General features: G+C 69.1%; 18 protein-coding genes and 5 pseudogenes. 12 read left to right on the forward strand and 11 right to left on the reverse strand.

Annotated elements, in window-relative coordinates:
* Positions 1–3: 3 nt before the first annotated feature.
* From ACZ6KY_RS38435 to ACZ6KY_RS38460, 6 genes and pseudogenes are all read right to left on the reverse strand, one after another.
* The gene (locus ACZ6KY_RS38435; protein WP_469314903.1) at positions 4–2,697 is read right to left on the reverse strand and encodes a bifunctional acetate--CoA ligase family protein/GNAT family N-acetyltransferase; all 2,694 of its coding nucleotides are present in this window, start codon (positions 2,695–2,697) and stop codon (positions 4–6) included.
* A 202-nt stretch (positions 2,698–2,899) separates the two neighbouring features.
* Positions 2,900–3,913 (reverse strand): type I glyceraldehyde-3-phosphate dehydrogenase, encoded by a 1,014-nt coding sequence (gene gap / locus ACZ6KY_RS38440; protein ID WP_469314904.1) that lies wholly within the window; start codon positions 3,911–3,913, stop codon positions 2,900–2,902.
* A gap of 94 nt (positions 3,914–4,007) precedes the next feature.
* A pseudogene (locus tag ACZ6KY_RS38445) lies at positions 4,008–4,118 on the reverse strand (universal stress protein); the annotation flags it as partial.
* Positions 4,119–4,130: 12 nt separating this feature from the next.
* Positions 4,131–4,661, reverse strand: coding sequence for a universal stress protein (locus tag ACZ6KY_RS38450; protein WP_469314905.1), 531 nt, complete (start codon positions 4,659–4,661; stop codon positions 4,131–4,133).
* Positions 4,662–4,940: 279 nt separating this feature from the next.
* A complete protein-coding gene (locus ACZ6KY_RS38455; RefSeq protein ID WP_469314906.1) occupies positions 4,941–5,441 on the reverse strand; it encodes a hypothetical protein in 501 nt (166 codons plus the stop codon).
* Positions 5,442–6,018: 577 nt separating this feature from the next.
* Complete coding sequence (locus tag ACZ6KY_RS38460) at positions 6,019–6,873, reverse strand: slipin family protein (protein ID WP_469314907.1); 855 nt, start codon at positions 6,871–6,873, stop codon at positions 6,019–6,021.
* Between the two features lie 445 nt (positions 6,874–7,318).
* Here ACZ6KY_RS38460 and ACZ6KY_RS38465 point away from each other — a divergent pair, with 445 nt between their 5' ends.
* From ACZ6KY_RS38465 to ACZ6KY_RS38475, 3 genes are all read left to right on the forward strand, one after another.
* Entirely contained in the window at positions 7,319–7,777 is a 459-nt protein-coding gene (locus ACZ6KY_RS38465; protein ID WP_469314908.1) for a universal stress protein, read from the forward strand.
* Positions 7,778–7,908: 131 nt separating this feature from the next.
* Positions 7,909–10,743 (forward strand): cation-translocating P-type ATPase, encoded by a 2,835-nt coding sequence (locus ACZ6KY_RS38470; protein WP_469314909.1) that lies wholly within the window; start codon positions 7,909–7,911, stop codon positions 10,741–10,743.
* Positions 10,744–11,232: 489 nt separating this feature from the next.
* Positions 11,233–11,556: a universal stress protein gene (locus ACZ6KY_RS38475; RefSeq protein WP_469314927.1), complete on the forward strand. Its 324-nt coding sequence runs from the start codon at positions 11,233–11,235 to the stop codon at positions 11,554–11,556.
* 472 nt (positions 11,557–12,028) lie between these two features.
* On the opposite strand, the gene ACZ6KY_RS38480 is transcribed toward ACZ6KY_RS38475, so the two are convergent.
* The 3 genes from ACZ6KY_RS38480 to ACZ6KY_RS38490 are packed head-to-tail and all read right to left on the reverse strand — an operon-like array spanning position 12,029 to position 14,409.
* Entirely contained in the window at positions 12,029–12,478 is a 450-nt protein-coding gene (locus ACZ6KY_RS38480; RefSeq protein ID WP_469314910.1) for a pyridoxamine 5'-phosphate oxidase family protein, read from the reverse strand.
* Positions 12,479–12,522: 44 nt separating this feature from the next.
* Positions 12,523–13,302: a helix-turn-helix domain-containing protein gene (locus tag ACZ6KY_RS38485; RefSeq protein ID WP_469314911.1), complete on the reverse strand. Its 780-nt coding sequence runs from the start codon at positions 13,300–13,302 to the stop codon at positions 12,523–12,525.
* A 36-nt stretch (positions 13,303–13,338) separates the two neighbouring features.
* Positions 13,339–14,409, reverse strand: a complete 1,071-nt coding sequence (locus ACZ6KY_RS38490) for a zinc-dependent alcohol dehydrogenase family protein (RefSeq protein ID WP_469314912.1) — start codon at positions 14,407–14,409, stop codon at positions 13,339–13,341.
* 138 nt (positions 14,410–14,547) lie between these two features.
* Here ACZ6KY_RS38490 and ACZ6KY_RS38495 point away from each other — a divergent pair, with 138 nt between their 5' ends.
* Together ACZ6KY_RS38495 and ACZ6KY_RS38500 are read left to right on the forward strand one after the other, a co-directional pair.
* Complete coding sequence (locus tag ACZ6KY_RS38495) at positions 14,548–15,159, forward strand: Rv1733c family protein (protein WP_469314913.1); 612 nt, start codon at positions 14,548–14,550, stop codon at positions 15,157–15,159.
* Positions 15,160–15,196: 37 nt separating this feature from the next.
* Positions 15,197–15,701, forward strand: a pseudogene (locus tag ACZ6KY_RS38500) (DUF4389 domain-containing protein); the annotation flags it as partial.
* 387 nt (positions 15,702–16,088) lie between these two features.
* Here ACZ6KY_RS38500 and ACZ6KY_RS38505 read toward each other — a convergent pair.
* Positions 16,089–16,295 carry a DUF5988 family protein gene (locus ACZ6KY_RS38505; protein WP_469314914.1) on the reverse strand — a complete coding sequence of 69 codons (207 nt, stop codon included), beginning with the start codon at positions 16,293–16,295 and terminating at the stop codon, positions 16,089–16,091.
* 113 nt (positions 16,296–16,408) lie between these two features.
* On the opposite strand from ACZ6KY_RS38505, the pseudogene ACZ6KY_RS38510 reads away from it, so the two are divergent.
* Both ACZ6KY_RS38510 and ACZ6KY_RS38515 read left to right on the forward strand, forming a co-directional pair.
* A pseudogene (locus ACZ6KY_RS38510) lies at positions 16,409–17,458 on the forward strand (IS5 family transposase); the annotation flags it as partial.
* Positions 17,459–17,483: 25 nt separating this feature from the next.
* A pseudogene (locus tag ACZ6KY_RS38515) lies at positions 17,484–17,735 on the forward strand (MerR family transcriptional regulator); the annotation flags it as partial.
* 313 nt (positions 17,736–18,048) lie between these two features.
* Here the strand turns inward: ACZ6KY_RS38515 and ACZ6KY_RS38520 are convergent.
* Positions 18,049–18,492 (reverse strand): ATP-binding protein, encoded by a 444-nt coding sequence (locus ACZ6KY_RS38520; RefSeq protein WP_469314915.1) that lies wholly within the window; start codon positions 18,490–18,492, stop codon positions 18,049–18,051.
* A 136-nt stretch (positions 18,493–18,628) separates the two neighbouring features.
* On the opposite strand from ACZ6KY_RS38520, the pseudogene ACZ6KY_RS38525 reads away from it, so the two are divergent.
* The 5 genes and pseudogenes from ACZ6KY_RS38525 to ACZ6KY_RS38545 all read left to right on the forward strand — a co-directional run.
* A pseudogene (locus tag ACZ6KY_RS38525) lies at positions 18,629–18,805 on the forward strand (STAS domain-containing protein); the annotation flags it as partial.
* A 672-nt stretch (positions 18,806–19,477) separates the two neighbouring features.
* Positions 19,478–19,681 carry a cold-shock protein gene (locus tag ACZ6KY_RS38530; RefSeq protein ID WP_326784468.1) on the forward strand — a complete coding sequence of 68 codons (204 nt, stop codon included), beginning with the start codon at positions 19,478–19,480 and terminating at the stop codon, positions 19,679–19,681.
* Between the two features lie 341 nt (positions 19,682–20,022).
* Positions 20,023–21,513 carry a DEAD/DEAH box helicase gene (locus ACZ6KY_RS38535; RefSeq protein WP_469314916.1) on the forward strand — a complete coding sequence of 497 codons (1,491 nt, stop codon included), beginning with the start codon at positions 20,023–20,025 and terminating at the stop codon, positions 21,511–21,513.
* A gap of 50 nt (positions 21,514–21,563) precedes the next feature.
* Positions 21,564–21,968, forward strand: coding sequence for a CBS domain-containing protein (locus tag ACZ6KY_RS38540; RefSeq protein ID WP_469314917.1), 405 nt, complete (start codon positions 21,564–21,566; stop codon positions 21,966–21,968).
* 50 nt (positions 21,969–22,018) lie between these two features.
* Positions 22,019–22,327 (forward strand): SCO5918 family protein, encoded by a 309-nt coding sequence (locus tag ACZ6KY_RS38545; RefSeq protein ID WP_326784465.1) that lies wholly within the window; start codon positions 22,019–22,021, stop codon positions 22,325–22,327.
* Positions 22,328–22,465 lie beyond the last annotated feature (138 nt).

A 22,465-nucleotide genomic window follows, 5' to 3' on the forward strand; every position in this document is an offset into this window, starting at 1 on the left:
TCCTCAGCGCAGTCGGCGCAGATAGGGGTGCTGAGCCCTGCGCGGCAGCAGGCGGACGCGCGCGTCGAGCACGGTGACTGCGTCAGGCGTCGCGAGGACGGGGTTGAAGTCGGCTTCGGCGAGCTGCGGCAGGTCGCCCGCCATGCGGGACAGACACAGGAGCAGCTGTTCGAGGCCTTCGAGGTCGACGGGTCCGCTGCCGTTCGCGCCGAACAGGAGCGGTGCGCAGCGGGGTGCGGTGATCAGGTCGTGTACGTCGAGGTCGGTCAGCGGGGCGAGGCGGGCGGCGTGGTCGGCCAGGACCTCGGTCGCGGTGCCGCCGAGTCCGAACAGCACGAGCGGGCCGAAGACCTCGTCCTGTACGACTCCCGCGAACAGTTCGGTGCCGCGCGTGGCCAGCGGCTGGACGACCACACCGGTCATGAGTCCGGCGAACCGTGTCTCGAAGTCTCGGTAGGCGGAACGGACTTGGGCATCACCTTCGAGATCGAGGTGTACGGCGTGCTGCTCGCTCTTGTGGAGCTGGCCCGGCCAGTGCGCCTTCATGACCACCCGGCCGTCGGGGCCGCGCAGCCGTTCGGCTGCGATGACGGCGTCGTCCTCCGTCTCCGCCCAGGACCACGGGAGCTGGGGAATGCCGTAGCAGGTGAGGAGTTCTGCGCAGGTGCGCGGGTCGAGCCAGCCGCCGTCCGGGTGGGCGGCGAGGTACGTCTCGGCGACCGCGCGGGCCTGGGCCGAGTCGACCTGTCCGAGCTCCGGGACCGTGCCCGCCGCCCGGCTCAACCAGGCCGCGCGGTGAGCGCCGTGGGCCAGCGCACGTGCTGCTGCACCGGGTTCGGCGTACGAGGGGATCGCGCCGCCCTCGGTGGCCGGCAGCAGCCTGACGGGCAGGTCCTGCTCCAGGCGTACGACGGCGACCGGAAGGGCGCGGCGTGCGGGGCCGCTGGTGAGGGCCCGCACGAGGTCGTCGCCGGTCGCGGCCGCGACGGCCGTGGGAACGAGAGCGAGCAGGACGGCGTCGATACCCGGGTGCTGCATGATCCGGTCCACGCAGTCCCCGAGCTGCTCCTCCGTGACGGCTGCGGTGACATCGACGGGGTTGCCCGCGGTGGCACCGTCGGGCAGTACGGCAGACAGGCTTTCGACCACCGAGGGCGTGAGCGGCGGAAGCGACAACCCCGCTTCCGCGCAGGCGTCCGCGGCCAGGACACCCGCGCCGCCCGCATTGGTGAGGATGGCCACGCGGGTCCCGGCCGGGAGCGGCTGGGAGTGCAACAGGGCTGCGGTTTCGAGGAGTTCACCCACCGAGCGGGTGGCGGTGATGCCGGCCTGGGTGAACAACGCCTGCCGGGTCATGGTCGGGGTCGCGGCAGCCGCGGTGTGCGAGGCGGCGGCGCGGCGGCCCGCTTCGGTGCGGCCCGCGTCGACCGTCAGCACCGGCATACGGCGGGTCACGCGCCGGGCCGTACGGGAGAACGCCCGCGGATTGCCGAAGGACTCCAGGTGCAGCAGGGCGAGTTCGGTGCGGCCGTCGCTCTCCCACCACTGGAGCATGTCGTTGCCGCTGACGTCGTACTTGTCGCCCAGCGAGGCGAAGGACGAGACGCCGATGCCGAGCCGGGACAGCCCGTCGAGCAGGGCGATGCCGACGCCGCCGGACTGCACGGCGACGCCCGCAGTGCCGGGGCGCGGATGATCCGCTGCGAAGGTGGCGTCGAGGGAGAGCGCCGGGTCGGTGTTGGTGATGCCGAGGCAGTTGGGTCCGACGAGACGCATGCCGTACGTACGGCACGCGGCCATGAGGGCTTCCGCCTGTTGGCTGTCGAGGCCGGCCGAGACGACGACCAGTGCCCCTACTCCGGCCTTGCCGCACTCCTCCGCGGTGGCGGGGAGGGCTGTCGCGGGCACCGCGAGAATCGCGAGATCCGGGACCTTTGGCAGCGCGCTGACCGAGGGGTAGGACGGCACGCCGAGGATTGACGTGGCACGGGGGTTCACCGCGAAGAGGCGCCGGGTGAAGCCGCCCGCGTGCAGATGGTGCAGGAGAGCCCGCCCCACCGACCCCGGCCTGCGGCCGGCGCCGACCACCGCGATCGCGTCCGGTCGCAGCAGCGGCTCCAGGCTGGCCACGTCGGCGGCCCGGCCGCGCGCCTCGACGGCAGAGAGATAGGCGTCGTCCTCGTCCAGTTCGATGGCGCAGCGCACCTCCGGACCCTCGAAACGGCGGGTCGTGCGCAGGCCCAGGTCGGCGAAGAGCTGAAGCACTTCGTGGTTCTCGGAGAGCGCGTCGGTCGTGAACGTGGTGATGCCGTCCGCACGGGCGGCGGAGACCAGGTGCTCGACCAAGAGGGTGCCGACGCCCCGGTGGTGCAGCCCGTCGGCCACCGCGATAGAGATCTCGGCCGTGGCCGCGTTGTCGCCGACCTCGTACTCGGCCAGGCCGATCACCTGGTCTTTTGATTCGGCCATCAGTGCCAGATATCCGGGGCGCGGCGGCGCACAGGCCCGGTCGGCGGCCACCGCGGCGGAACGCCGGCTCGCCGCGAAGAACCGCAGCCGCAGATTGTCCGCGGACATCTCTTCGTAGAGCCCCTGCAGCTGCTCGTGATCGCCCGGCCGCACAGGACGTATGCACACGGTGGTGCCGTCCGAGAGCAGGGCATGGACCGTTGGTTGACTGAGCGTGTCATGCGTCATCGTGGGTCTCCTCCAGGCCTTTTGCCACTTCGAGCATCCAGCGGATCGGACGGTGATCCCATGGGCTGTCCGGGGGTGCGTTGGGGGCCGGTCGGCCCTAGAGCCTGGTCCACACGCGCAACGGGCCCGGGCCGGCACCTGGCGGATATCAAGGGTGCGGGACCGGGCCGGCGGGGTGACGCAGGTGTGCGGGTCGGCGTCCTCAGTTGTCGGCCACCAGCGCCGTGAGGTCCAGGAGCCGGTTCGTGTAGCCCCACTCGTTGTCGTACCAGCCGAAGACCTTGACCAGATTGCCGTTCGCCTGTGTCAGGGCCGGGTCGAAGATGCAGGATGCGGGGTCACCGATGACGTCGCGGGAGACGATGGGCGCCTTCGACACGCGGAGGATGCCGTTCAACGGGCCCTGAGCGGCCTCGGCGAAGGCCGTGTTGACCTCGTCCACCGTCGCCTCGCGCCGCAGCACCACCGCCAGGTCCGTGAGCGAACCGTCTTCGACGGGCACGCGGACCGCGATGCCGTCCAGCGCACCCGCCAGTTCCGGCAGCACCAGGCCGACGGCGCGGGCGGCTCCCGTGCTGGTCGGGATGATGCTCAGCGCCGCGGAGCGGGCCCGGCGCAGGTCCTTGTGCGGGCCGTCCAGGAGGGACTGATCGTTGGTGTAGGCGTGGATGGTGGTCATCATGCCGCGGTCGATGCCGAAGGTCTCGTGGAGCACCTTGACCATCGGCGCGACGCAGTTGGTGGTGCAGGAGGCCGCCGAGACGATCCGGTCGTGGTGCCGGTCGTACGTGCCGTCGTTGACGCCCATCACGATGGTGGCGTCCACGTTCTTGCCGGGCGCGGAGAGAAGCACCGTGTGGGCGCCGCTCTTCAGGTGCAGGGCGGCGGAGTCGCGATCACGGAAGTGCCCGGTGGACTCGATGACGATGTCGGCGCCGTAGTCGGCCCATTGGAGGGCCGCCGGGTCGCGCTCGGCGGTGACGGCGATGCGATGGCCGTCGACGGTGATCGAGCTGTCGTCGTGGGTGACCTCCCGTCCGATGCGCCCGAACGTCGAGTCGTACTCCAGGAGATGGGCCAGGGTGGGGGGCGGGGCGATGTCGTTGACGGCGACCACCTCAACGTCCTGGGTGCCCGCCTCCGCCCGGTCCAGTGCCGCGCGCAGATAGGTGCGGCCAATACGGCCGAAGCCGTTGATGCCGACGCGTACGGTCATGGTGATGAACTCCTTCGCAGTGGATGGGGACTTCAGTCGGTCCAGGTCCAGGTCCAGCCTCGGCCTCCCGAAGGTCGGTGCCGTGCTCGCGGATCCGGGTGTGGTGGCTGCCGCGCAGCACGATCACCGGGCAGGTGGCGCGGGCGGCGGCGACCGCGAGGCTGACCGAGCCGAGCAGCAGCTCGGCGATGCCGCCGCGGGTCCCCGCTGAGCCGCCTCACCCTGTCCGGACAGTTCCGGCCGTCAGCTGCGGCCGGCGTGCCACCGCCATCGGAGGCCCTGCACGGGCGGTCAGCGTGATGCCCAGCGGAGAGACAACGAACAGCTGCTCCACCACGTTCAACGGCTTCGCCCCCACCCACCAGCAGGGCGGCCTCTGCGTCTGGACCAGCACGCGTGCACGCGGACCGTCAGCGGTACGCGCATCGACCTCCAGATTCGGATGACGCTCGCGAACGAGGTCCGCCGCTTCCCGCGGCACCATCTCACCCTCGGCGCGGAAATGAGCGCTCCAGGTGCGCTGCGGGTGTGCCACATACGGATGGGGTTCAGCTCCCGGGGGCCACTCCAGGGCATGCACCAGGCGCAGCGGCAGATGCCGCAGTACTGCTTCCTCCGCGGCCCAGGCAACGCCGGCCCTGTTTGCCTCCGACCGGCTGACCCCGACGACGACAGGATTGAGACCATGGGAACTGGATACGGGAACGGTAGCCATCGAGGACTCGCCTTCAGTCGGCAGCGCCTGCATGCCGGTCTCGCCCAGCCTCCTCACACTGAATCCGGATGACGAGGGCCGAGGGGTACACACCATGGGGCCGAAGGTCCCTCGGCACAGACGTGGCTTCGTGCGCCAGGAGCACGCCGTGATCTCCAGGGGAAGCGTCATGAGGCCGAGTTCGACCCTCGGCTATCACAGCACTCAACTCGGCGGGATGGACAGCCGACCCATCTGCACATATTTCGACCGCGTCGGTTCGTAGGACTCCCTGACGGGCCATACCAACGAGGCCCTGGCGAGTAACCACACTCAAAACAGCGTGATATTGCCGGAATCGCCGTCGCAGGGGGTGAACAGCATCCAGAGCCCGGACCGCAGTCGGGCGGCGACGGAGCGTTCGGGGAGGCCCAGGATTCGGGAGACGCTGGCGCAGGAGCGGTCTCCGACGAGGTGGAGAGCGAGTTCGATGCGGTCGTACGGGGAGGCGGCTATGTCGGGACAGTGGTCACGCGTGGCGGGCAGGTGTGGGGGAGAGGGGTGTGAAAACGCTCGATGGGCTGTGGTCGCAGCCGGGGCGTGATCCTCTCCTTGGCCGTAGCCGATGGCGGGCTCGACGGGATCGCTGAGGATCTCGGACAGGGCCGCGTCGACAACGCCCGGGCTGTCCGTCATGAGGGTGGACAGGGCGTGGATGGCCATCAGGTGACGGTCGCACCAGGCGACGATCGAGCGTCGACGGGCGACGAGGCACTCGATCTGGAACTCATCGGGTGACGTGTCGGCAGCGCGGGCCCTGTCCGGTGTGGTCACCACAGCCGACTCCGGGCGTTGGGCTCGGTTGCTGAGTGGACTGGCCAAAGCACCCGGGGGGATCCCGTACAGGCAACCAGATCGCTGCCGGGTCCGTCTGTCCCACTGGTCAGTGCTGGTTCTTCGGTGCCGTGCGGATGCGCTGTCATTGCCTGAGGGGCAGACATGGTGCCTCTATCTGGAAGAGGTCGGCACGCCGCCGTTGTGGAGGACAGGCATGCGGGTCTTCGGGAAGGAAGACTGGAGCAACGGCCGGTGCTGATGCCTCAGGACACGGTCATGGGTGCCAAGCGCAGCGCAGCCGTGCGTGAATGCGGCCTACGGCGAGAGAGTCGGGATCGGGTCGGCGGCCGCAGGGGAGGCACCGGTCGGAGGCCGTACAAAGAGCCACCTCGGTACATCCGTGTCAACTGGCAGTAAGCCGCCGGGGTCTTGGACGTCTGACCCCCCAGCGTAGCCCCATTCAGGCGGGGCACAAGGGGTCGACCTTTGCGTCACCGTGGTGGTGGCCTGCCAGGCCACCTGTCCTGGCAGGCCACCTGTCCTGGCAGGCCACCTGTCGTGGTGACGCGGTTGATCAGACGGTCTTGGCCGCCCCGTTCATGACGGGGTCCGGGCTGGTCGTGGTGCGGTCGGCGGGCGGCGGCGGCGCGGCGTGCGCGGCCGCGGTCTCGCGGGCGAGGAAGGAGCCGAGCTCGCCGATCGTGCTCATCAGCGGGGCGGGGAAGACGACGGTGGTGTTCTTGTCGACACCGATCTCCACCAGGCTCTGCAGGTTGCGCAGTTGGAGAGCCAGGGGATGGTCCATCATGATGTCCGACGCCTCCCCGAGGGCCGCGGCGGCCAGGGACTCGCCCTGGGCGTTGATGATCTTCGCCCGCTTCTCCCGCTCGGCCTCGGCCTGACGGGCCATCGCGCGCTTCATGCTGTCGGGCAGTTGGATGTCCTTGAGCTCGACCAGGGTGACCTCCACGCCCCACTCGACGGTGGCGACATCCAGGATCTCGCGGATGTCCAGGTTGATGCGGTCGGTCTCCGACAGCGTCTCGTCCAGCGTGTGCTGTCCGACGACCTTGCGCAGCGTGGTCTGTGCGATCTGATTGATCGCGGCGTGCACGTTCTCGATCGCGATGACCGACTTCACGGCGTCCACGACGCGGAAGTACGCCACCGCCGACACGTCGACGCTGACGTTGTCGCGCGTGATGATCCCCTGCGACTGGATGGGCATCGTGACGATCCGCAGCGATACCCGGTGCAGGACATCGACGAACGGAATGATGAACCGCAGACCGGGAGAGCGAGGGCCCACCAGCCGGCCGAACCGGAACAGCACCCCTTTCTCGAACTGCTTGACGACCTTGATGGCCATGGCGATCGCCACGACGACCAGCAGGGCCACCACGACGATCAGGAAAACGAGTACTCCCATGTGCTGCTCCTCGGATAGGGCACGAGACCGCTGGCCCTTCACGCTCCAGCCGGAGCACGAAGGACACGGAAGCCGGACCGGGCTCGTGCGCCAGAAGGGTCGAAAGGCCCCCAGTGGCAGCCCCGTTGGGCTCCGCAGTTCGTGCCGTGTTCCGAGCATGGCTCGCTGCCCACACCGAAGGCAGGGGCCAACCGGTCCCCGATTGCGTGGCGCGTCGTCGGCCGGCAGACCGGGCCTGCAAGACAGGGCCGAACGGCCCTCGCTCTAGGGCCGGTTGGTCGGCCGCGGCCTCGGCGAGAGTGCGTAGCGTGATGCCGTATATCCGGTCTCCCAGAGCGATGGCCGGGATCCATGTATCGGCGCCGCCGTCGAAAGTCCGGTGACGCGGGTCGGCGCTGCGCTTCGCACGCCGGTTCAGTTCTCAACAGACCGGCAGGAGAACGACATGCCCCAGCACACGGACGAGAAGCCCTGGCCCGTCGTCGTGGGTGTCGACGGATCGGCCGGCTCACAGGCGGCCCTGAGGTGGGGACTTGTACAGGCCAAGTTGACCGGCAGCACCGTCGAAGCGATCGCCGCGTGGCAGTACCCCGAGGTGTACGGGTACAGCTACGGGTGGGTCCCCTCGATGCCCGAAGGCGGCGAGTTCGCCAAGACCGCCGAACAAGCCCTGCAGGAAACCGTCGCCACGGTGCGCGAGCAGATGGACCACCCTGTCGAGGTGTCGATCCGGGTGGCCGAGGGCCACCCCGCGCAGGTACTGATGGACGCCGCCCGCAACGCACAACTTCTGGTCCTGGGCAGCCATGGTCACGGCACCTTCACCGGCGTGCTGCTCGGCTCGGTCAGCCAGCACTGCGTGCAGCACGCGCCCTGCCCGGTCGTTGTCATCCCCCAACCGTGACCCGAGCGACGCAGGGCGGGCCAGGCAGAGATCAACAGCCGCTAGCTGGTGGCATGTTGGACCTGACGGGCAACGGCCGCGAGGCGTATCCGCATCATCTCAGGCACGTTCTTTCCCGGGGAGGGCCCTTCATGGCCCGGTCATCACGCACTGACGGGGGAGAAGCCCACCCGGCGGGTGAGCGCGACAACGCCGAGCAGGCCGACGAGCTGCGGCCGCCGGAGGAACTCTTCCGCGACCTGCGCACCTCCCCCTCGGGCCTCACCAGCCGGGAGGCGGCCCGCAGGCAACTGGTCTACGGCCCGAACGTGCTGACCCGATCCGGAGGCAGGCGCTGGCCGGGCGAGCTGCTCTCCCAGTTCACCCAGCCGCTGGCGATCCTGCTGGCCCTCGCCGCCGTTCTGGCCTGGGCTGGAGGAACACCGGCGCTCTCGGTCGCTGTTGTGGCAGTGATCCTCCTGAACGCCGGATTCGCCTTCGTCCAGGAGATGCAGGCAGAGAAGGCCGTGGAGGCACTGGCCGCGTTCCTGCCGCCCACCGCTCGGGTGTTGCGCGACAACGTGCGGTGCGACATCGCGGCCAGGGACCTCGTGCCCGGCGACATCCTCATCGTCTCCGAGGGTGACCGGGTCTGCGCCGACGCCCGGATCATCGAAGGCACTCTCACGCTGGATCTGTCCTCGCTGACGGGCGAATCGCTTCCGGTGACCCGCTCGCCCGAGCCGTTGGAGGATACCCGCTCCCTGCTTGAGGCACGTGAACTCGTCTTCAGCGGCACCACCTGCAGCGGTGGCGAGGCGGAAGCGGTCGTGACCCGGACGGGCATGCACACCGAGCTGGGCCGCATCGCCACCTTGTCGCAGCGCGTTCACGCGGAGCGCAGCCCCCTGGAGAAGCAGGTGCGGCGGGTCACCTGGATCATCGCCGTCGTTGCTGTCGTGATCGGCGCGGCCTTCCTGCCCATCGGAGTCGCTGCCGGGCTGGGCTGGAGCGCGGCCGTCAGCTTCTCCATCGGACTGATCGTCGCCAATGTCCCCGAGGGGCTGCTGCCCACCATCACCTTGGCCCTTGCCGCAGGAGTGCGGGAGCTGGCACGTGGCGGAGCCGTCGTCAAACGCCTGTCGGGAGTCGAGACACTGGGATCGACGACCGTGATCTGCACGGACAAGACCGGCACCCTTACCGAGAACCGGATGCGGGTCACCCGGCTATGGCTCGCAGGTAGCGAGATAGCAGCGGACAGGGCGGTTAACGAGCCGCAGGCGGCACTCCTCGCGGCGAGCGCCGCCGCCTGCACGACTGCGGAGGCACCCACACCAGCACAGCCTCACGGCAGCGGCGATCCCACCGAGCTCGCACTCCTGCGCCTGGCCGAAGACCTCGGCGTTGCCATCGCACCCGCGCAGCGCAAGGCCGCCCGACACGCGATCTTTCCCTTCGACGCCCACGTGAAGCGCATGTCCACCATGAACGACGAAGCGGACGCCGTCACGGTGCACACCAACGGAGCCCCCGAAGCCGTTCTGCCCTGCTGCACCCACCTCCTCGATCCTGGAGGAAAGAGCGTCGTGCTGGACGCGGCGCTGCGCGGGGAGCTGAGTGCCAGCATCGATGGCTATGCAGCGTCCGGACTACGCGTGCTCGCCATTGCGCACCGTCCTCTGGGCCACGCGGAGAAGGTGCCGGTGGACCGGTCGGTGGCGGAATCCGATCTGACCCTGATCGGTCTGGTCGCCATGGCAGATCCAGCACGTGCCGGCGTCGCCGAGGCCGTGAAGGATGCCCACCGGGCCGGAATCCGCATCCACGTCATCACCGGCGACTATGGACTCACCGCCGCGGAAATAGCGCGCCAGGTCGGTATCGGCCACGTCGGCAGCCCGGTCCTCACAGGTGACGTACTGGACCGCATGAGCGACAAGGACCTCGACGAACTGCTCTCCAGGCGCCAGGAGATCGTCTTCGCCCGGACCTCCCCGGAAGCCAAACTGCGGATCTGCGAAGCCCTCCGTGCGCAGGGCGAGGTCGTGGCGATGACCGGAGACGGTGTCAACGACGCCCCCGCCCTGCGCCACGCCGACATCGGTGTCGCCATGGGCAAGTCGGGAACCGACGTCGCGCGGGAGGCGGCCACCATGGTCCTCACCGACGACAACTTCGCGACCATCGTCTCCGCGGTCGACGCCGGTCGCCGCGTCTTCGACAACGTCCGCAAGTTCGTGCTCTACATCTTCGCCCACGCCGTGCCCGAGGTCGTCCCCTTCCTCGTCTTCGCACTCTCCGGGGGCCACATCCCGCTCCCGCTGACGGTCCTGCAGATTCTGGCGATCGACCTCGGCACCGAAACACTGCCGGCGCTCGCACTCGGACGCGAGCCTGCCGAGCCCGGACTCATGTCCCGCCCGCCACGATCCCGCAAGACGGGAGTTATCGACCGGGCTCTCCTCTTCCGCGCATGGGCGTTCCTGGGAATCATTTCCGCCGCCCTGGTCATGAGCGGCTTCCTCTTCACCCTCTGGCGCGCCGGCTGGAATCCCGGTGATCCCACCGGCAGCGGCACCCCGCTGCACCAGGCCTATCTGGAAGCGACCACCATCACGTTCGTCGGCATCGTCGCCTGCCAGATCGGCACCGCGTTCGCCGCACGCACCGACCGCGCCTCCCTGTTCACGGTCGGGATCTGGACCAACCGCCTGCTCCTGTGGGGCATAGCCTTCGAACTGGCCTTCACCGCAGCCGTCGTGTACGCGCCGCCGCTCCAGCACATCTTCGGCACTGCGGCGCTCAGCCCCGGTCAGCTGGCTGTCATCGCACCGTTCCCGCTCATCGTTTGGGGAGCCGACGAAGGCTTCCGCTGGGCTCGCCGCCACCATCCCACAACCGGGGGCACAACCGGGGGCACATCGCTCACAACGTCCGCAACTCCGCACTTCGTAGAGGGGCATTCGGCAGTCAAGGCGGGGTGAGCGGCATCATCATTCATGCGCATCCGTGCGACCTTCACCAGCCGTCGGTTCACCCAGTCAACCTTTTGGCCGGACATCCCGACGGTTCGCCAGAGCCTTGCCCCGCCGCGGTGGGGTTCCGCTCGGGCAGTGCGAGGCAACGGTGACAATCGTCCGGACGTCATGCCCGCCCTCCTTGCCGACTCCTTGGTGGTGGGCCCGGTGCCACTTCGGCACCAGCCGTTCCCGGATCCGATGCCGCGGGACAGCGCCGCACGTGCTCGACCGGCAGGTGGCCCCGGGGCAGCACTCTCTCCGGGAGTCGCAGGGCGGCGGCCTTGGATCGATAACGAGGCAGGGGCCGTGCGCGCGTATGGAAGGCCGCGACATGAGTGACAGCGGGAAAGATGCCGAGCGGATTGTGGTTGGCGTGGACGGCTCCGACGCGTCCAAGGCGGCACTGCGCTGGGCGGTGGGCCGGGACAGGCGTCCGGGGCGGTCGTCGAGGCGCTGGCCGCGTGGGAACAGCCTGTCGACTGGTACGGCCTGGTGCCACGGACCGACGACAAGACCGTTGCGGCGGAGGCAGTGGGCGAGCGTCTGGAAGGGATTGCGGCGGAGACGGTGGGCACCGACCCTCGCGTAGAAGTCCGCACGACGGTTACGCAGGGCAATCCCGCGGCCGTTCTGGTGGATGCTGCTCGGGATGCGCAGTTGCTGGTGGTAGGTAACCGCGGGCATGGCGGCTTCAGCGAAGCGCTTCTGGGGTCGGTGATCCTGCGCTCTGCGCAGCACGCCACGGTCCTCGTCGTCGTCATTCGCGCCCCGAAGTAATCGCTGGCTTGCTGTGGAAGTTCGCGTAATTCCCCCGGCTGAAGTTCATGAGCGTCCCCATGGGGAGCGCGGAGTTGCTCCGCCGCGACCCGGGGATGCCGTAACTTCCCGGGCTGCCCGATAACCAGCCGGTCTTCAGGGCCGGGGCGGGCGGTCAAGGATGAGCGCACCTCATCGCGGTAGCGACGCCGCCAGGCGTCCTTGACGGGCCGACGCGGCCCGCACACTTCAAGGTTGGGCGGCCCACCCCGGACACCGCCGTCTCCACGCGGGTCCCCTGGGGACGAAGACGCTGGAGTTGGGGAATTACTCGATCGTCGACAGTTGCGGTCATTGCCGGTATTCCCTCGCGCGCTGTGCGGAATGTCCTGCGCCTTCGATGCTTGTCGCCCCCGGCGGCGGCGAAGGCCTTGCAGCTCAGGGCGGTGCGCCCGAACAGCCTCACCCGGGGGCCGTTCGACCCACCGCGCGGCTACCGCGTCTCAGGGGGCGGCTGCACTCCCTGCATCGTCCGGCCGTCGACGAGTTCGCGGCCGGTGACCAGTTCGGACGCGATGCGGATGAAGACGTCCTGGGGTGAGGCCACCCAGGAACGCGGTCCTGTCCGGGTCAGATGATCGTGCTCGTCGGGATCGGCCACCACGGTGGCGTGCCCTGTCACGACGACGCTCCAGCCGGAGTGCGCCACCGCGTCCACCGCGTCGACCTCGAACGCCACCACCACCCCGTCGATCGAACGGGCCAGTTCCGAGTCCGCCGAGGTCCGCAGCAGGACGGCGGACCGAGCGTCCAGACTGAAGTTGACCGGCAGGACCGCGGGCAGGGCGCTTTGTGTGTGGACGACCCTGCCGATGGGCGCCTGACCCAGCCGGTCCAGGCATTCCTGCCTGCCGAGTTCACGAAAACCGTCGTCGGGATACATCGGGGCCAACTCTCACGCGAGGTGTCGACAGACTGACAGGGCGGTCACCGCACCGAGATCCGGCGCCCGGTGATCCTCTCCTCGTCGAGACGGACCCACAGGTCGCGCTCGTCACCGCCGGCCCACGGGCGGCTGTACGCGAGGGCGTCGAGTCGGCGCGCGACGTCGGGATCGGTTACCGCCCGTGCGCGGCCCTGGACGAGCACGCTCCAGCCCTGGCTGAGGGCCTCGTCGACGTGATCGACCTCGAAGGCGACGCGAGAGCCGACCGCCGTGGCGGTCATCGAGCCGGGCGCCGTCCTGAAGGCGATCGTTGCGTCGACGACGCTGTAGTTGACCGGCAGGACGACGAGGCCGTTCGGAGTGTCGGTCGCGAGCCTTCCGACGCCGTGCGTCGACAGCCGGGCCCGGCACTCCTCGGGGCCGAGTTCGATCAGTTCGGAGTTGCCGGCGGCCTGGCCGAGGCCCGGCGGCAGGTCGACGTCGCCGCCGTGCAGGGCCGCGAGGCTGGTGTCCAGGGCGTCGGCGAGCCGGATCAGGACGCTCGTCCCGGGCATGGCGGTGGACTGTTCCTCCAGGTACTGGAGGTAGCTCGCCGCCGTGCCCGCCCGCGCTGCCGTGTCCTGCCGGGTCAGGCCCAGCTCCTCGCGTCGCGCGGCGATACGCCGCCCGGTGTCGCCGGGTGCGGCCGCGGCCGAAGCCGCCGTAGGGATCGCCTCCGGCCGTGCCTCTTCGACGTCTGGAGTTGCGCCCGGTGTTCCCGTGAAGGGGTTCTCGTCCGTCGGCGCACCGTCGGGCGTCGCGCTTTGTGCCTGTTCTGACATGACCGTTCGTTTCCTTCCGTCATGGCGGCCTGGCGATCAGGGCGTCCTGACCGCGAGAGCGTCGTGCTGTGGCTCTCCGAGGACCACTTTGAGCGCACCGGTGTCGGCGGCTCGTGCGAAGACGTCGTACGCCTCCTCCATGCGGTCCAGCGGGAACGTGTGCGTGACCAGAGAGGCAGCCGGGAGCCGGCCAGCGGCCATCATGCGCAGCAGGGTGGGGGTCGAGTACGTGTCGACCAGTCCGGTGGTGATCGTCACGTTCTTGATCCACAGGCTTTCGAGGTGCAGGGTCGCGGGCTTGCCGTGCACGCCGACGTTGGCGACGTGTCCGCCGGGCCGCACCATGCGCGTGCACGTCTCGAAACTCTCCGGGACACCGACCGCTTCGATGACGACATCGGCTCCGAGGTCGTCGGTGAGGTCGGAGACCAGTTGTTCGGCCTCTTCTCCCGCGGTCGCGATCGCGTCGGCACCAAGGCGCTTGGCCGCGTCGAGCCGGGCCGGCGCGAGGTCTACGGCGATGATCTTCTCGGGCGAGTAGAGGCGGGCCGTGGCGATCGCGGCCAGTCCGATGGGCCCCGCCCCGACGACGGCGACGGTGTCTCCGGGCCGTACCCGCCCGTTGAGCACGCCGACCTCGTAGGCGGTGGGGAAGATATCGGCCAGCAGGACCGCGTCCTTGCTGTCCACGGCTGCGGGCAGGAGATATGTGGAGAGATCGGCGTGTGGGACGCGGACGTATTCGGCCTGTGTGCCGTTGATCAGGTGGCCGAGGATCCAGCCGCCCCCACCCAAGCACTGTCCGTATGCGCCTTCCCGGCAGAAGCGGCAGCGGCCGCAGGCCGTGATGCAGGAGACCAGGACTCGATCGCCCGGCCGGACCGTACGGACATCGCTGCCGACCTCGACGATCTCGCCGACGGCCTCGTGACCGAGCACCGTGCCCGGCCTCACCTCGGGGATGTCGCCCTTGAGGATGTGCAGGTCGGTTCCGCAGATGGTGACCGAGTCGACGCGCACGACAGCGTCGGTGGCGTCCTGGACACCGGGATCAGCCACGTCCTCCCAGGCGGACCTTCCCGGACCGTGGAACACGAGTGCCTTCATGACGACCCCTTCAGCGCATGACATGACCTGGCATTTCAAGCCTGACCGGGTCGGATGCCCACCGCTTGGGCCGGTCGGTCCCCTCTTGGGGCCGGGCGGCCCCTGCCGTCCGTCGCGCCCCTGGGGTGCCCTGAGCGGTTGCGGTGCAGGAGGAGGTGCGGGGCGACGCGTGGAGCACGCAGTGCGAGGCAGCGGCGCTGGCGCTGGCGGAGGAATCCGCTGCGTCGCCGTGACGACGTCTTCGAGGCGTGGCTCCTGCTGCTCGTCTGGACCGCCATCGGGGTCGGCGGCACGTTCGCCGGCCTGGTGACGGCCCATGCCGCCGACGAGTCCTTCACCCGACTGCGTAACGACCGGCACGCCGTCCACGCCGTGCTGGTCGACAGCACGGGTTCGGCAACGTCCACCGCCAGGGGCGCGGACTACGACCATGTCCGGGTGACGGTCCGGTGGATCGCGCCGGACGGCTCCCCGCATACCGGCCGTGCCCTCGTGGAAGCCGGTCACAAGGCCGGATCGGACGTCGTGATCTGGATGACCGCGCAGGGCAAGCCGACCACGGCACCTCCGAGCACGAGCGCGGCAGCCGCGGCGGTGAGTCTGCTCGGCGTCGGCGCTGCTTTGGCCCTGGGCGGCCCGGGCTTCGCCGTCGGCGGCTTCGCTCGGTGGTGGCTGGATCGGCGGCGTTACGACCGGTGGACCCGCGAGTGGGAACGGCTCGGACCGCAGTGGGGGCACAAGACTTCATGACGCGGCGCGCGGGTGCGCGCGGAAGGTGCTGATCACCATGACGACTCCGATGAAGCTGCCGGACCGTCCGGTGAGAGTGAGCGCACATCTCGACGCGCCGCTGTCCCGGTGGCTGTGGCTGGTGAAGTGGCTCCTCGCCGTTCCGCACTACGTGGTGCTGTCCTTCCTCTGGATCGCCTTCACCGTGGTGAGCGTGATCGCGTTCTTCGCCATCCTCTTCACCGAGCGGTACCCCCGTCGACTCTTCGACTTCAACGTCGTTGTGCTGCGCTGGAGTTGGCGAGTCGCCTACTACTCGTACGGCGCCCTCGGCACGGACCGGTATCCGCCGTTCAGTCTCGGTGAGGACCGGACTACCCGGCGCGGCTCGACATCGCCTACCCGGAGTGACTCTCCCGTGGCCTGGTGCTGGTGAAGTGGTGGCTTCTGGCGATTCCGCAGTACATCATCGTCGGCTTCTTCCTCGGCGGCTCCCACCTCGGCTGGTGGGGCGGCGGCCTCATCGGCGTGCTGTGGCCATCTTCGCCGGCGTGGCACTGGCCTTCTTCCTCGCCGCCGTGAACGCGACCGGCGCCCAGGGTGCTGGGCCGACTACGGGCCAACCGCCGCACTCCGGTCCTGACGCGCCTCGGCGACGGTTCGTACCTGTCCAGGCAGCCGGAACGCGCGGGTAGCGACTTTGCGGGCAACGACACAGGCCCGAGGAATCAGCCAGAGGCACTGGAGCCCGGTTCGGGGGTACACCGTTCAACGACGTCCCCGGTGAAGCGTCACGCCGGCACTGGCGTCAGCCCGCGAGGACCCTGCCCGGTGCCGGGCACCGGATCCGGCAGCGGGCAGGGACGGCGTGCGCTGTGGGGACGGGCCATGTCCCCAGTGCACTTCGTCGCCTGACAACGCCCGTCCGGTCGCATGCTCCGTGCAGCCGGCTACCCCGGGAGCTCCGTGCGCTCCCACCACTCGTAGACCGGCAACTGGCCTTGCTCGGTCTCCTGCTGACGCGTCGTGGTCCGGAAGTGCTCGTACCCTCCACGGAACGGCACTTTGATGTCGAGGTCGGGCGCCGGAACCGAAACGATCCGCTCAGGAAGATCGTCAGGGCCACCCTCAAGAACTGCTTTTGTCGCGTCGGTCATGACCAGATCTTCTCTGCCCATGCCGGACCGCACCCCAGCGACGCGCCGAGGTGCGCTCCGGCCGTTCGCGTGGCGGGCGATGCCGGCCGACTTCCCCGCCTGGGGCCGGGTGTATGCCTTCTGTGGCGGACCCGGTCCAGGTGGCCGGGGTGATCAGCGACTGCAAGGCCGAGCAGGACATTCCGCGCACCCTGACGTGCCGTGCGCTGGGTGTGAGCGAGTCCTGGTTCTACAAGTGGCGCAACCAGCCCGTGACCGCCCGCGAGGTGCAGCGCGGGCAGCTGGCCGACGCGATCCGGCAGATCTTCGATGAGTCGGGCGGCACGTATGGTTCCCCGAAGGTCTGGATCACGCTCGTGCGCCAGGGTTGGAGGGTGTCAGTGAACACCGTCGCCCGCCTCGTGGCCGAACTCGGCCTGGCCGGACGCGAGATCCGAAAGCGCCGGGGGCTGACCAGGCCGGGCAGGCGGCCCGCGTTTTTGGACTTCGTGCGCCGCGATTTCAGCGTCACCGCTCCTGACCAGGTGTGGGCCGGGGATCTGACGGAGATCGTCACCAGCGAGGGCAAGCTGTACCTGGCCACCGTGATCGGTCTGTTCTCGCGCCGCCTGCTCGGCTGCGCGATGGGCGAGCGCCACGACGCGGAGCTGGTGCGGGATCTACTGCCGGTGCCGGGATGGCTGGCGGGCCGGGGCGGCCGTCCGGAGGGCCACTGCCACCGTCAGATGATCGACGCGGTGCGCTACCTCGTCGACAACGGCATCAAATGGCGGGCGATGCCCTGCGACTTCCCGCCCTGGCCGCGCGTCTACGCCTTCTTCGCCCGCTGGCGGGACACGGGACTGGTGAACGAACTGCATGAACGGCTGCGCGAGGCCGTCCGCCGGGCTGAGGGCCGCAGCCCGGAGCCCAGCGCGGCCATCGTGGACTCGCAGTCGGTGAAGGCGGACGCCACCGTCACTCTCGCTTCACGGGGATACGACGCCGGGAAGAAGATCAACGGACGCAAGCGGCACCTGCTCACCGACACCCTCGGACTTCTGCCGGCCGTGCTGGTCACGCCGGCCTCCACGACCGACCGGGACGCCGCCCGGATCCTGCTGCCCGCAGCGAAGAATCACTTCCGGCGGCTGGCGCACATCTGGGCCGACGGCGGTTACACCGGTCATCTCGCCGACTGGACCGCCCAGCACCTCGGGCTTTCTCCGCGCCATCGGCGAAGCCCGCCTCATCACCCCGCTCCGCTCAGCGGGCGGCCATCGACGCTACTCCCGCTACCAGCTACGCATCGCCGTCCGAGCCCGCGAACTCGTCGACAACGGGACCCCCGTCGAGGCAGCCTGCCGCATCGTCATCCTCGAAGACCAGCTGGAAGAAGCGCAGCGCATCAACGCCGAACACCGCCGCGCCGCCGGATCGTCGAACCCGACGGGTCGGTAGCGGCTGTGAGGGGTTGGGTTGGGGGCGCAGTCTCCCTGCGCCGTTCGGGTGTGGTGGTTGAGGCTGCTTCCCGCAGCAGGGCGAGCCTGCGGCGTTCCATGAGCGCCGGGCCCGCCTCGACTCCCGCAGAGGCCGACAGGCCCGGTGCGTCCCTGGCGGGCAGCTTCGATACCCGGGTTTCATGCTTCCGGGTCCTGCCTGCGGGGGAGTGCTCGATGCGGACGGTACGGGGGCCACGTCACGCGAGGCACACGGCCGCCGGCCGACCGGCGGCCGTCGCCATGAGCTACTCGAACAGACGAGACGGGACCGGCTATGCGGTGGCCGGGATGAGGGCGATGTCCGCGGTGATGCGCTTGCCTAGGGGGGTCCGCTCGACGATGACGGTTTGGGCGAGTGCCCTGACGATCTCCAGGCCGTGCTGGCCGATGCGTTCCGGATCCAGCACCTGTGCAACCGGCACTGCGGGATTGCTGTCCCAGAGTTCAACTCGCACCACGGCACTGGTGATCCGCAGGTGCAAGAGGGCCGGTCCCGGCGCGTACTTTCGGGCGTTGGTCACCAGTTCGCTGACGATCAACTGGACGATCTCGACCGTGGCGGTCACCACCGGGATGCCGTGGTCGTCTCTCACCTGCGTCAGGAAAGCCGCGGCCAGATGACGGGCCTGAGCTATGCGGGAGCCGTCGCTGTCCAGCGCGAGCGATGTCTCCAACAGCGAGGCCGTTTCGCCTTCGGCCCCTCTTGTCTCGTCCATCCGTGCCCGCTTCCCTCTCCCGCCCGCTACCCTTTTCAGGGCCGGGTACGCCCGCCTGGAACGTTACCTGCAGCACAGGCGCAAGGGGGTAGCACCCTTATAAGGTGTAGCGCTTCCGGCGTCCTGCAGTGCGCTCGCCTTCATGGACGCCAGCGCCGTCAGCGTCCTGGCCGCACAACGCGATGAAGCGTCCGCCGGCGGCTGGATTCGGCTGGCGGCCGTGCGGGCAGCGGTTCAGCGGGTCGTTGAAATCGTTGGTCTCGACACGGTCATTCCCTGCTATCCCACGCTCCGTCAAGCCCTCCCCTCCTGACGACAGGCATAGCCGCTCCGCTCCCGGTCAGCGGTCGGACTCTCCCCACCGGTCGTCATGGATGCGGCGCCCGTCGGGCAGACGGCGAACGAACACCAAGGTTTCAGCCCGCTGTCAGCTGCCATGTCCGGGTGAAGCCGAGCCTTTGAGCGCACGGCACTTCCGGAGGGCGCGGTTTGCCCGACACGATCCACGGTGACGTCCCCTCACCGGATCGAACGCTCGACCACTGCTCCGGACGTGGCGATCAGCGCAGGTCCGCCTCATGGCGGTGGCTGCTCTTGGCTGCTGTTCAATGCGACCCTGCGGACAGCCGCACACGCCAAAGCGCCCCGACTACCCTGGTCGCGGCTGGCGACTCCGCTTTTCTGGAACGTTGCACTGCGAGTGAGTCAATATCTGTGCTCGTGAGGTGAGAGTTTGCCGGACCGTGTAGTGAGAGTTTTTACCGCAATGAGCGGAGTGGAATTACTTAACCGACGCGGGCCGTTGCGGCGTGCTACTGTCCATCTCAGTTGCAGTTGTGGTTCCCGAACTTCAAGTGCTCCCACTCGGCTTCTGTCGGGGAGAGCGCTTTTGTATTTCCGGTCATTTTCCGGCGGGGTAATCATCGCGGCGACACGGTGTTCGCACAGTGCGGATGCCGGTGTACTGCCCCAAAGGAGATATGACATGGCTGCTGGTACCGTGAAGTGGTTCAACGCGGACAAGGGTTTCGGTTTCATCGAGCAGGACGGTGGCGGCGCTGACGTGTTCGCCCACTTCTCGAACATTGCCGCCCAGGGCTTCCGTGAGCTTCAGGAAGGCCAGAAGGTGACCTTCGACATCGCGCAGGGCCAGAAGGGCCCGACGGCCGAGAACATCGTTCCGGCCTGACGCTGACGCGCACTGTGTAGCTGGGGCCCGCATCCCTCGGGGTGCGGGCCCCAGCTACACGCATTTTCCCGCAGTGGTTTCACCTGCGGGACGGCTCGGAGAAATCCGCGGTCTCACCACACGCGGTTCCTCCTTCAGGATGCAGGCGCCTCCTGAAGAGCCACACCGCACCTCGGCGCCCGGGACTTTACGTCCTCGCTGCGTCACCTATTTCAGCATTTACCCCCGCCGCGGATTCCCGTCGGCCGGATTTGCTTTGACATCGGTCCATACTTGTAATTCCGTGCTGCTCACGGCTGGCGGGAATTCCTTGATATGTGCCGCATCGAGGAAGGTTCCGCATGAACCGCACACGTACGAACGACCGCTCGCCCCGCGCCCGTAATGGCAGTGCCGACGCAGGCAGGGGCGGCAGCCGCTTCGGCTCGTCGGCACCGCGCCGTTCCGGCGGTCCTGCCCGTTCCGGAAGTTACGGCCGTCGGCCCGCCCCCGTGCAGGGTGAATTCGCGCTCCCCACGACGATCACCCCCGCGCTGCCCGCCGTGGAGAGCTTCGCCGATCTCTCCATGCCCGAGCAGCTGCTGGCCGAACTCGGCAGGCAGGGTGTGAGCGCGCCGTTCCCGATCCAGGGCGCGACACTGCCGAACTCCCTGGCGGGCCGTGACGTCCTGGGCCGCGGGCGCACCGGTTCCGGCAAGACCCTCGCCTTCGGTCTCGCTCTGCTTGCCCGTACCGCGGGACAGCGTGCTGAGCCCCGCCAGCCGCTGGGGCTGATCCTCGTACCGACGCGTGAGCTGGCGCAGCAGGTGACCGATGCTCTCACTCCGTATGCCCGTTCCGTCAGGCTGCGGCTGGCCACGGTGGTGGGCGGGATGTCGATCGGCAGGCAGGCCGGCGCGCTGCGCGGCGGGGCCGAGGTGGTCGTCGCGACTCCGGGGCGGCTCAAGGACCTCATCGACCGGGGCGACTGCCGGCTGAACCAGGTGGGCATCACGGTGCTGGACGAGGCCGACCAGATGGCCGACATGGGTTTCATGCCTCAGGTCACCGCGCTGCTAGACCAGGTGCGACCCGAGGGTCAGCGGATGCTGTTCTCCGCCACCTTGGACCGCAACGTCGATCTGCTGGTGCGCCGCTATCTGACGGACCCCGTCGTGCATTCGGTCGACCCGTCGGCCGGTGCGGTCACGACGATGGAGCACCACGTCCTGCACGTCCACGGCGCAGACAAGCACGCTGCCACGACGGAGATCGCCGCCCGCGACGGCCGGGTGATCATGTTCCTGGACACCAAGCATGCCGTCGACCGGCTGACCCAGGACCTCCTCAACAGTGGGGTTCGGGCCGCCGCGCTGCACGGCGGCAAGTCGCAGCCGCAGCGCACTCGCACGCTGGCGCAGTTCAAGACAGGGCACGTCAGTGTGCTGGTGGCGACCAATGTCGCGGCGCGCGGCATCCACGTCGACAACCTCGACCTCGTCGTGAACGTCGATCCGCCGACCGACCACAAGGACTACCTCCACCGCGGAGGCCGTACGGCCCGAGCCGGCGAGTCCGGCAGCGTCGTCACCCTCGTCACACCGAGCCAGCGCCGCGGCATGGTGCGCCTCATGGTGGACGCCGGGATCCGGCCGCAGACCACCCAGATCCGCTCAGGCGACGAGGCCCTGCACCGGATCACCGGCGCCCAGGCCCCGTCCGGCATCCCGGTCGTCATCACAGCACCGGTGGCCGAACGTTCCAAGCGCAGCACCTCGCGAGGCCGGCGCCGCCCCTCTTCGACGACCCGGCGCGCGCCCGTACCCCAGGCCGTCTTCGGCACGGCGGCCTAGAACCAACCTTCGTGATCAGGAAGCTGACCCATCTCTGCAGGAGGCACCTTGTGACGCTGGTTCAGATGCAGCCCCGCCCCGCGAGCGCCGGCCCCGCGCACAGGACGCTGGCGGAGCTCATGGACGAGGCCGGACCGCAGGTCTGTGACCACATGAGTGTCGAGGTGGCGCTGTCGGTCATGGCCGCCGCGTGCACGGGTCGGCTGGTCGTCTGTGACCAGGACGGCCAGTGCACCGGCCTGGTCACCCAGGCCGAACTCACCGCCATCCGCGACAGCTCCGCCTACACGGACCGCGTCCGCCTGCGCGACCTCCTCGACGACCACGGGTCGTTCACTACATCCGTGGCCACGATGGCCGAAGCCGAGCACGCGATGCGCTACCTCCGGCTCGGTGCCCTGCCGGTGGTCGACGGACAAGGCAGCGCCCTGGGCGTCCTCGCCCTCTCCCGCTGAGCCGTCTCACCGTGGTCGGCCCGTTCTCCCTCTTCTCTCTGTGAGGTCACATGCGCTGTGTCATCGCCCGCTTCCCCTTCGAGCTCACCAAGAGCGGCGTGCTGGAATCGATGAAGGGCATCAAGCCCGAACTGGGTACCGGCGAATCCGTGATCATCGGCCGCCGCCACTACCCCGTCAAGCAGGTCGGCCAGGTCATCACCCGCCAGGACCGACGTGATTTCAGCGCCGGCGAAGTCCTGCGGGCCATGACGCAGCTCGGCTTCACCTGCCGTACCCTCCCCGAGGCCGCACCCGTACGCATCCTCAGCCCGCTCCAGCACGCTTCCGCGATGCTCGGCACTCCCGTGTCCGTCTGACCGAGGGAAACAGGCACGAAGCCGACACCTGAACAGCAGTGGGGGGGGGGGGGGGGGGGGGGGGGGGGGAGGGGGGGGTGGGGGGGGGGGGGGTGGTGGGGGATGCGGTGTTTCTGGGTTTGGGACGGGCGTGGGCGT

The organism is Streptomyces sp. NPDC042002, assembly GCF_055588305.1.

Coding starts and splice junctions, on each gene's coding strand:
- ACZ6KY_RS38435 (WP_469314903.1), bottom strand. CDS start 2,697: ATGACGCATGACACGCTCAGTCAACCAACGGTCCATGCCCTGCTCTCG.
- gap (WP_469314904.1), bottom strand. CDS start 3,913: ATGACCGTACGCGTCGGCATCAACGGCTTCGGCCGTATTGGCCGCACC.
- ACZ6KY_RS38450 (WP_469314905.1), bottom strand. CDS start 4,661: ATGCAGGCGCTGCCGACTGAAGGCGAGTCCTCGATGGCTACCGTTCCC.
- ACZ6KY_RS38460 (WP_469314907.1), bottom strand. CDS start 6,873: ATGGGAGTACTCGTTTTCCTGATCGTCGTGGTGGCCCTGCTGGTCGTC.
- ACZ6KY_RS38465 (WP_469314908.1), top strand. CDS start 7,319: ATGCCCCAGCACACGGACGAGAAGCCCTGGCCCGTCGTCGTGGGTGTC.
- ACZ6KY_RS38470 (WP_469314909.1), top strand. CDS start 7,909: ATGGCCCGGTCATCACGCACTGACGGGGGAGAAGCCCACCCGGCGGGT.
- ACZ6KY_RS38480 (WP_469314910.1), bottom strand. CDS start 12,478: ATGTATCCCGACGACGGTTTTCGTGAACTCGGCAGGCAGGAATGCCTG.
- ACZ6KY_RS38485 (WP_469314911.1), bottom strand. CDS start 13,302: ATGTCAGAACAGGCACAAAGCGCGACGCCCGACGGTGCGCCGACGGAC.
- ACZ6KY_RS38490 (WP_469314912.1), bottom strand. CDS start 14,409: ATGAAGGCACTCGTGTTCCACGGTCCGGGAAGGTCCGCCTGGGAGGAC.
- ACZ6KY_RS38505 (WP_469314914.1), bottom strand. CDS start 16,295: ATGACCGACGCGACAAAAGCAGTTCTTGAGGGTGGCCCTGACGATCTT.
- ACZ6KY_RS38520 (WP_469314915.1), bottom strand. CDS start 18,492: ATGGACGAGACAAGAGGGGCCGAAGGCGAAACGGCCTCGCTGTTGGAG.
- ACZ6KY_RS38530 (WP_326784468.1), top strand. CDS start 19,478: ATGGCTGCTGGTACCGTGAAGTGGTTCAACGCGGACAAGGGTTTCGGT.
- ACZ6KY_RS38535 (WP_469314916.1), top strand. CDS start 20,023: ATGAACCGCACACGTACGAACGACCGCTCGCCCCGCGCCCGTAATGGC.
- ACZ6KY_RS38545 (WP_326784465.1), top strand. CDS start 22,019: ATGCGCTGTGTCATCGCCCGCTTCCCCTTCGAGCTCACCAAGAGCGGC.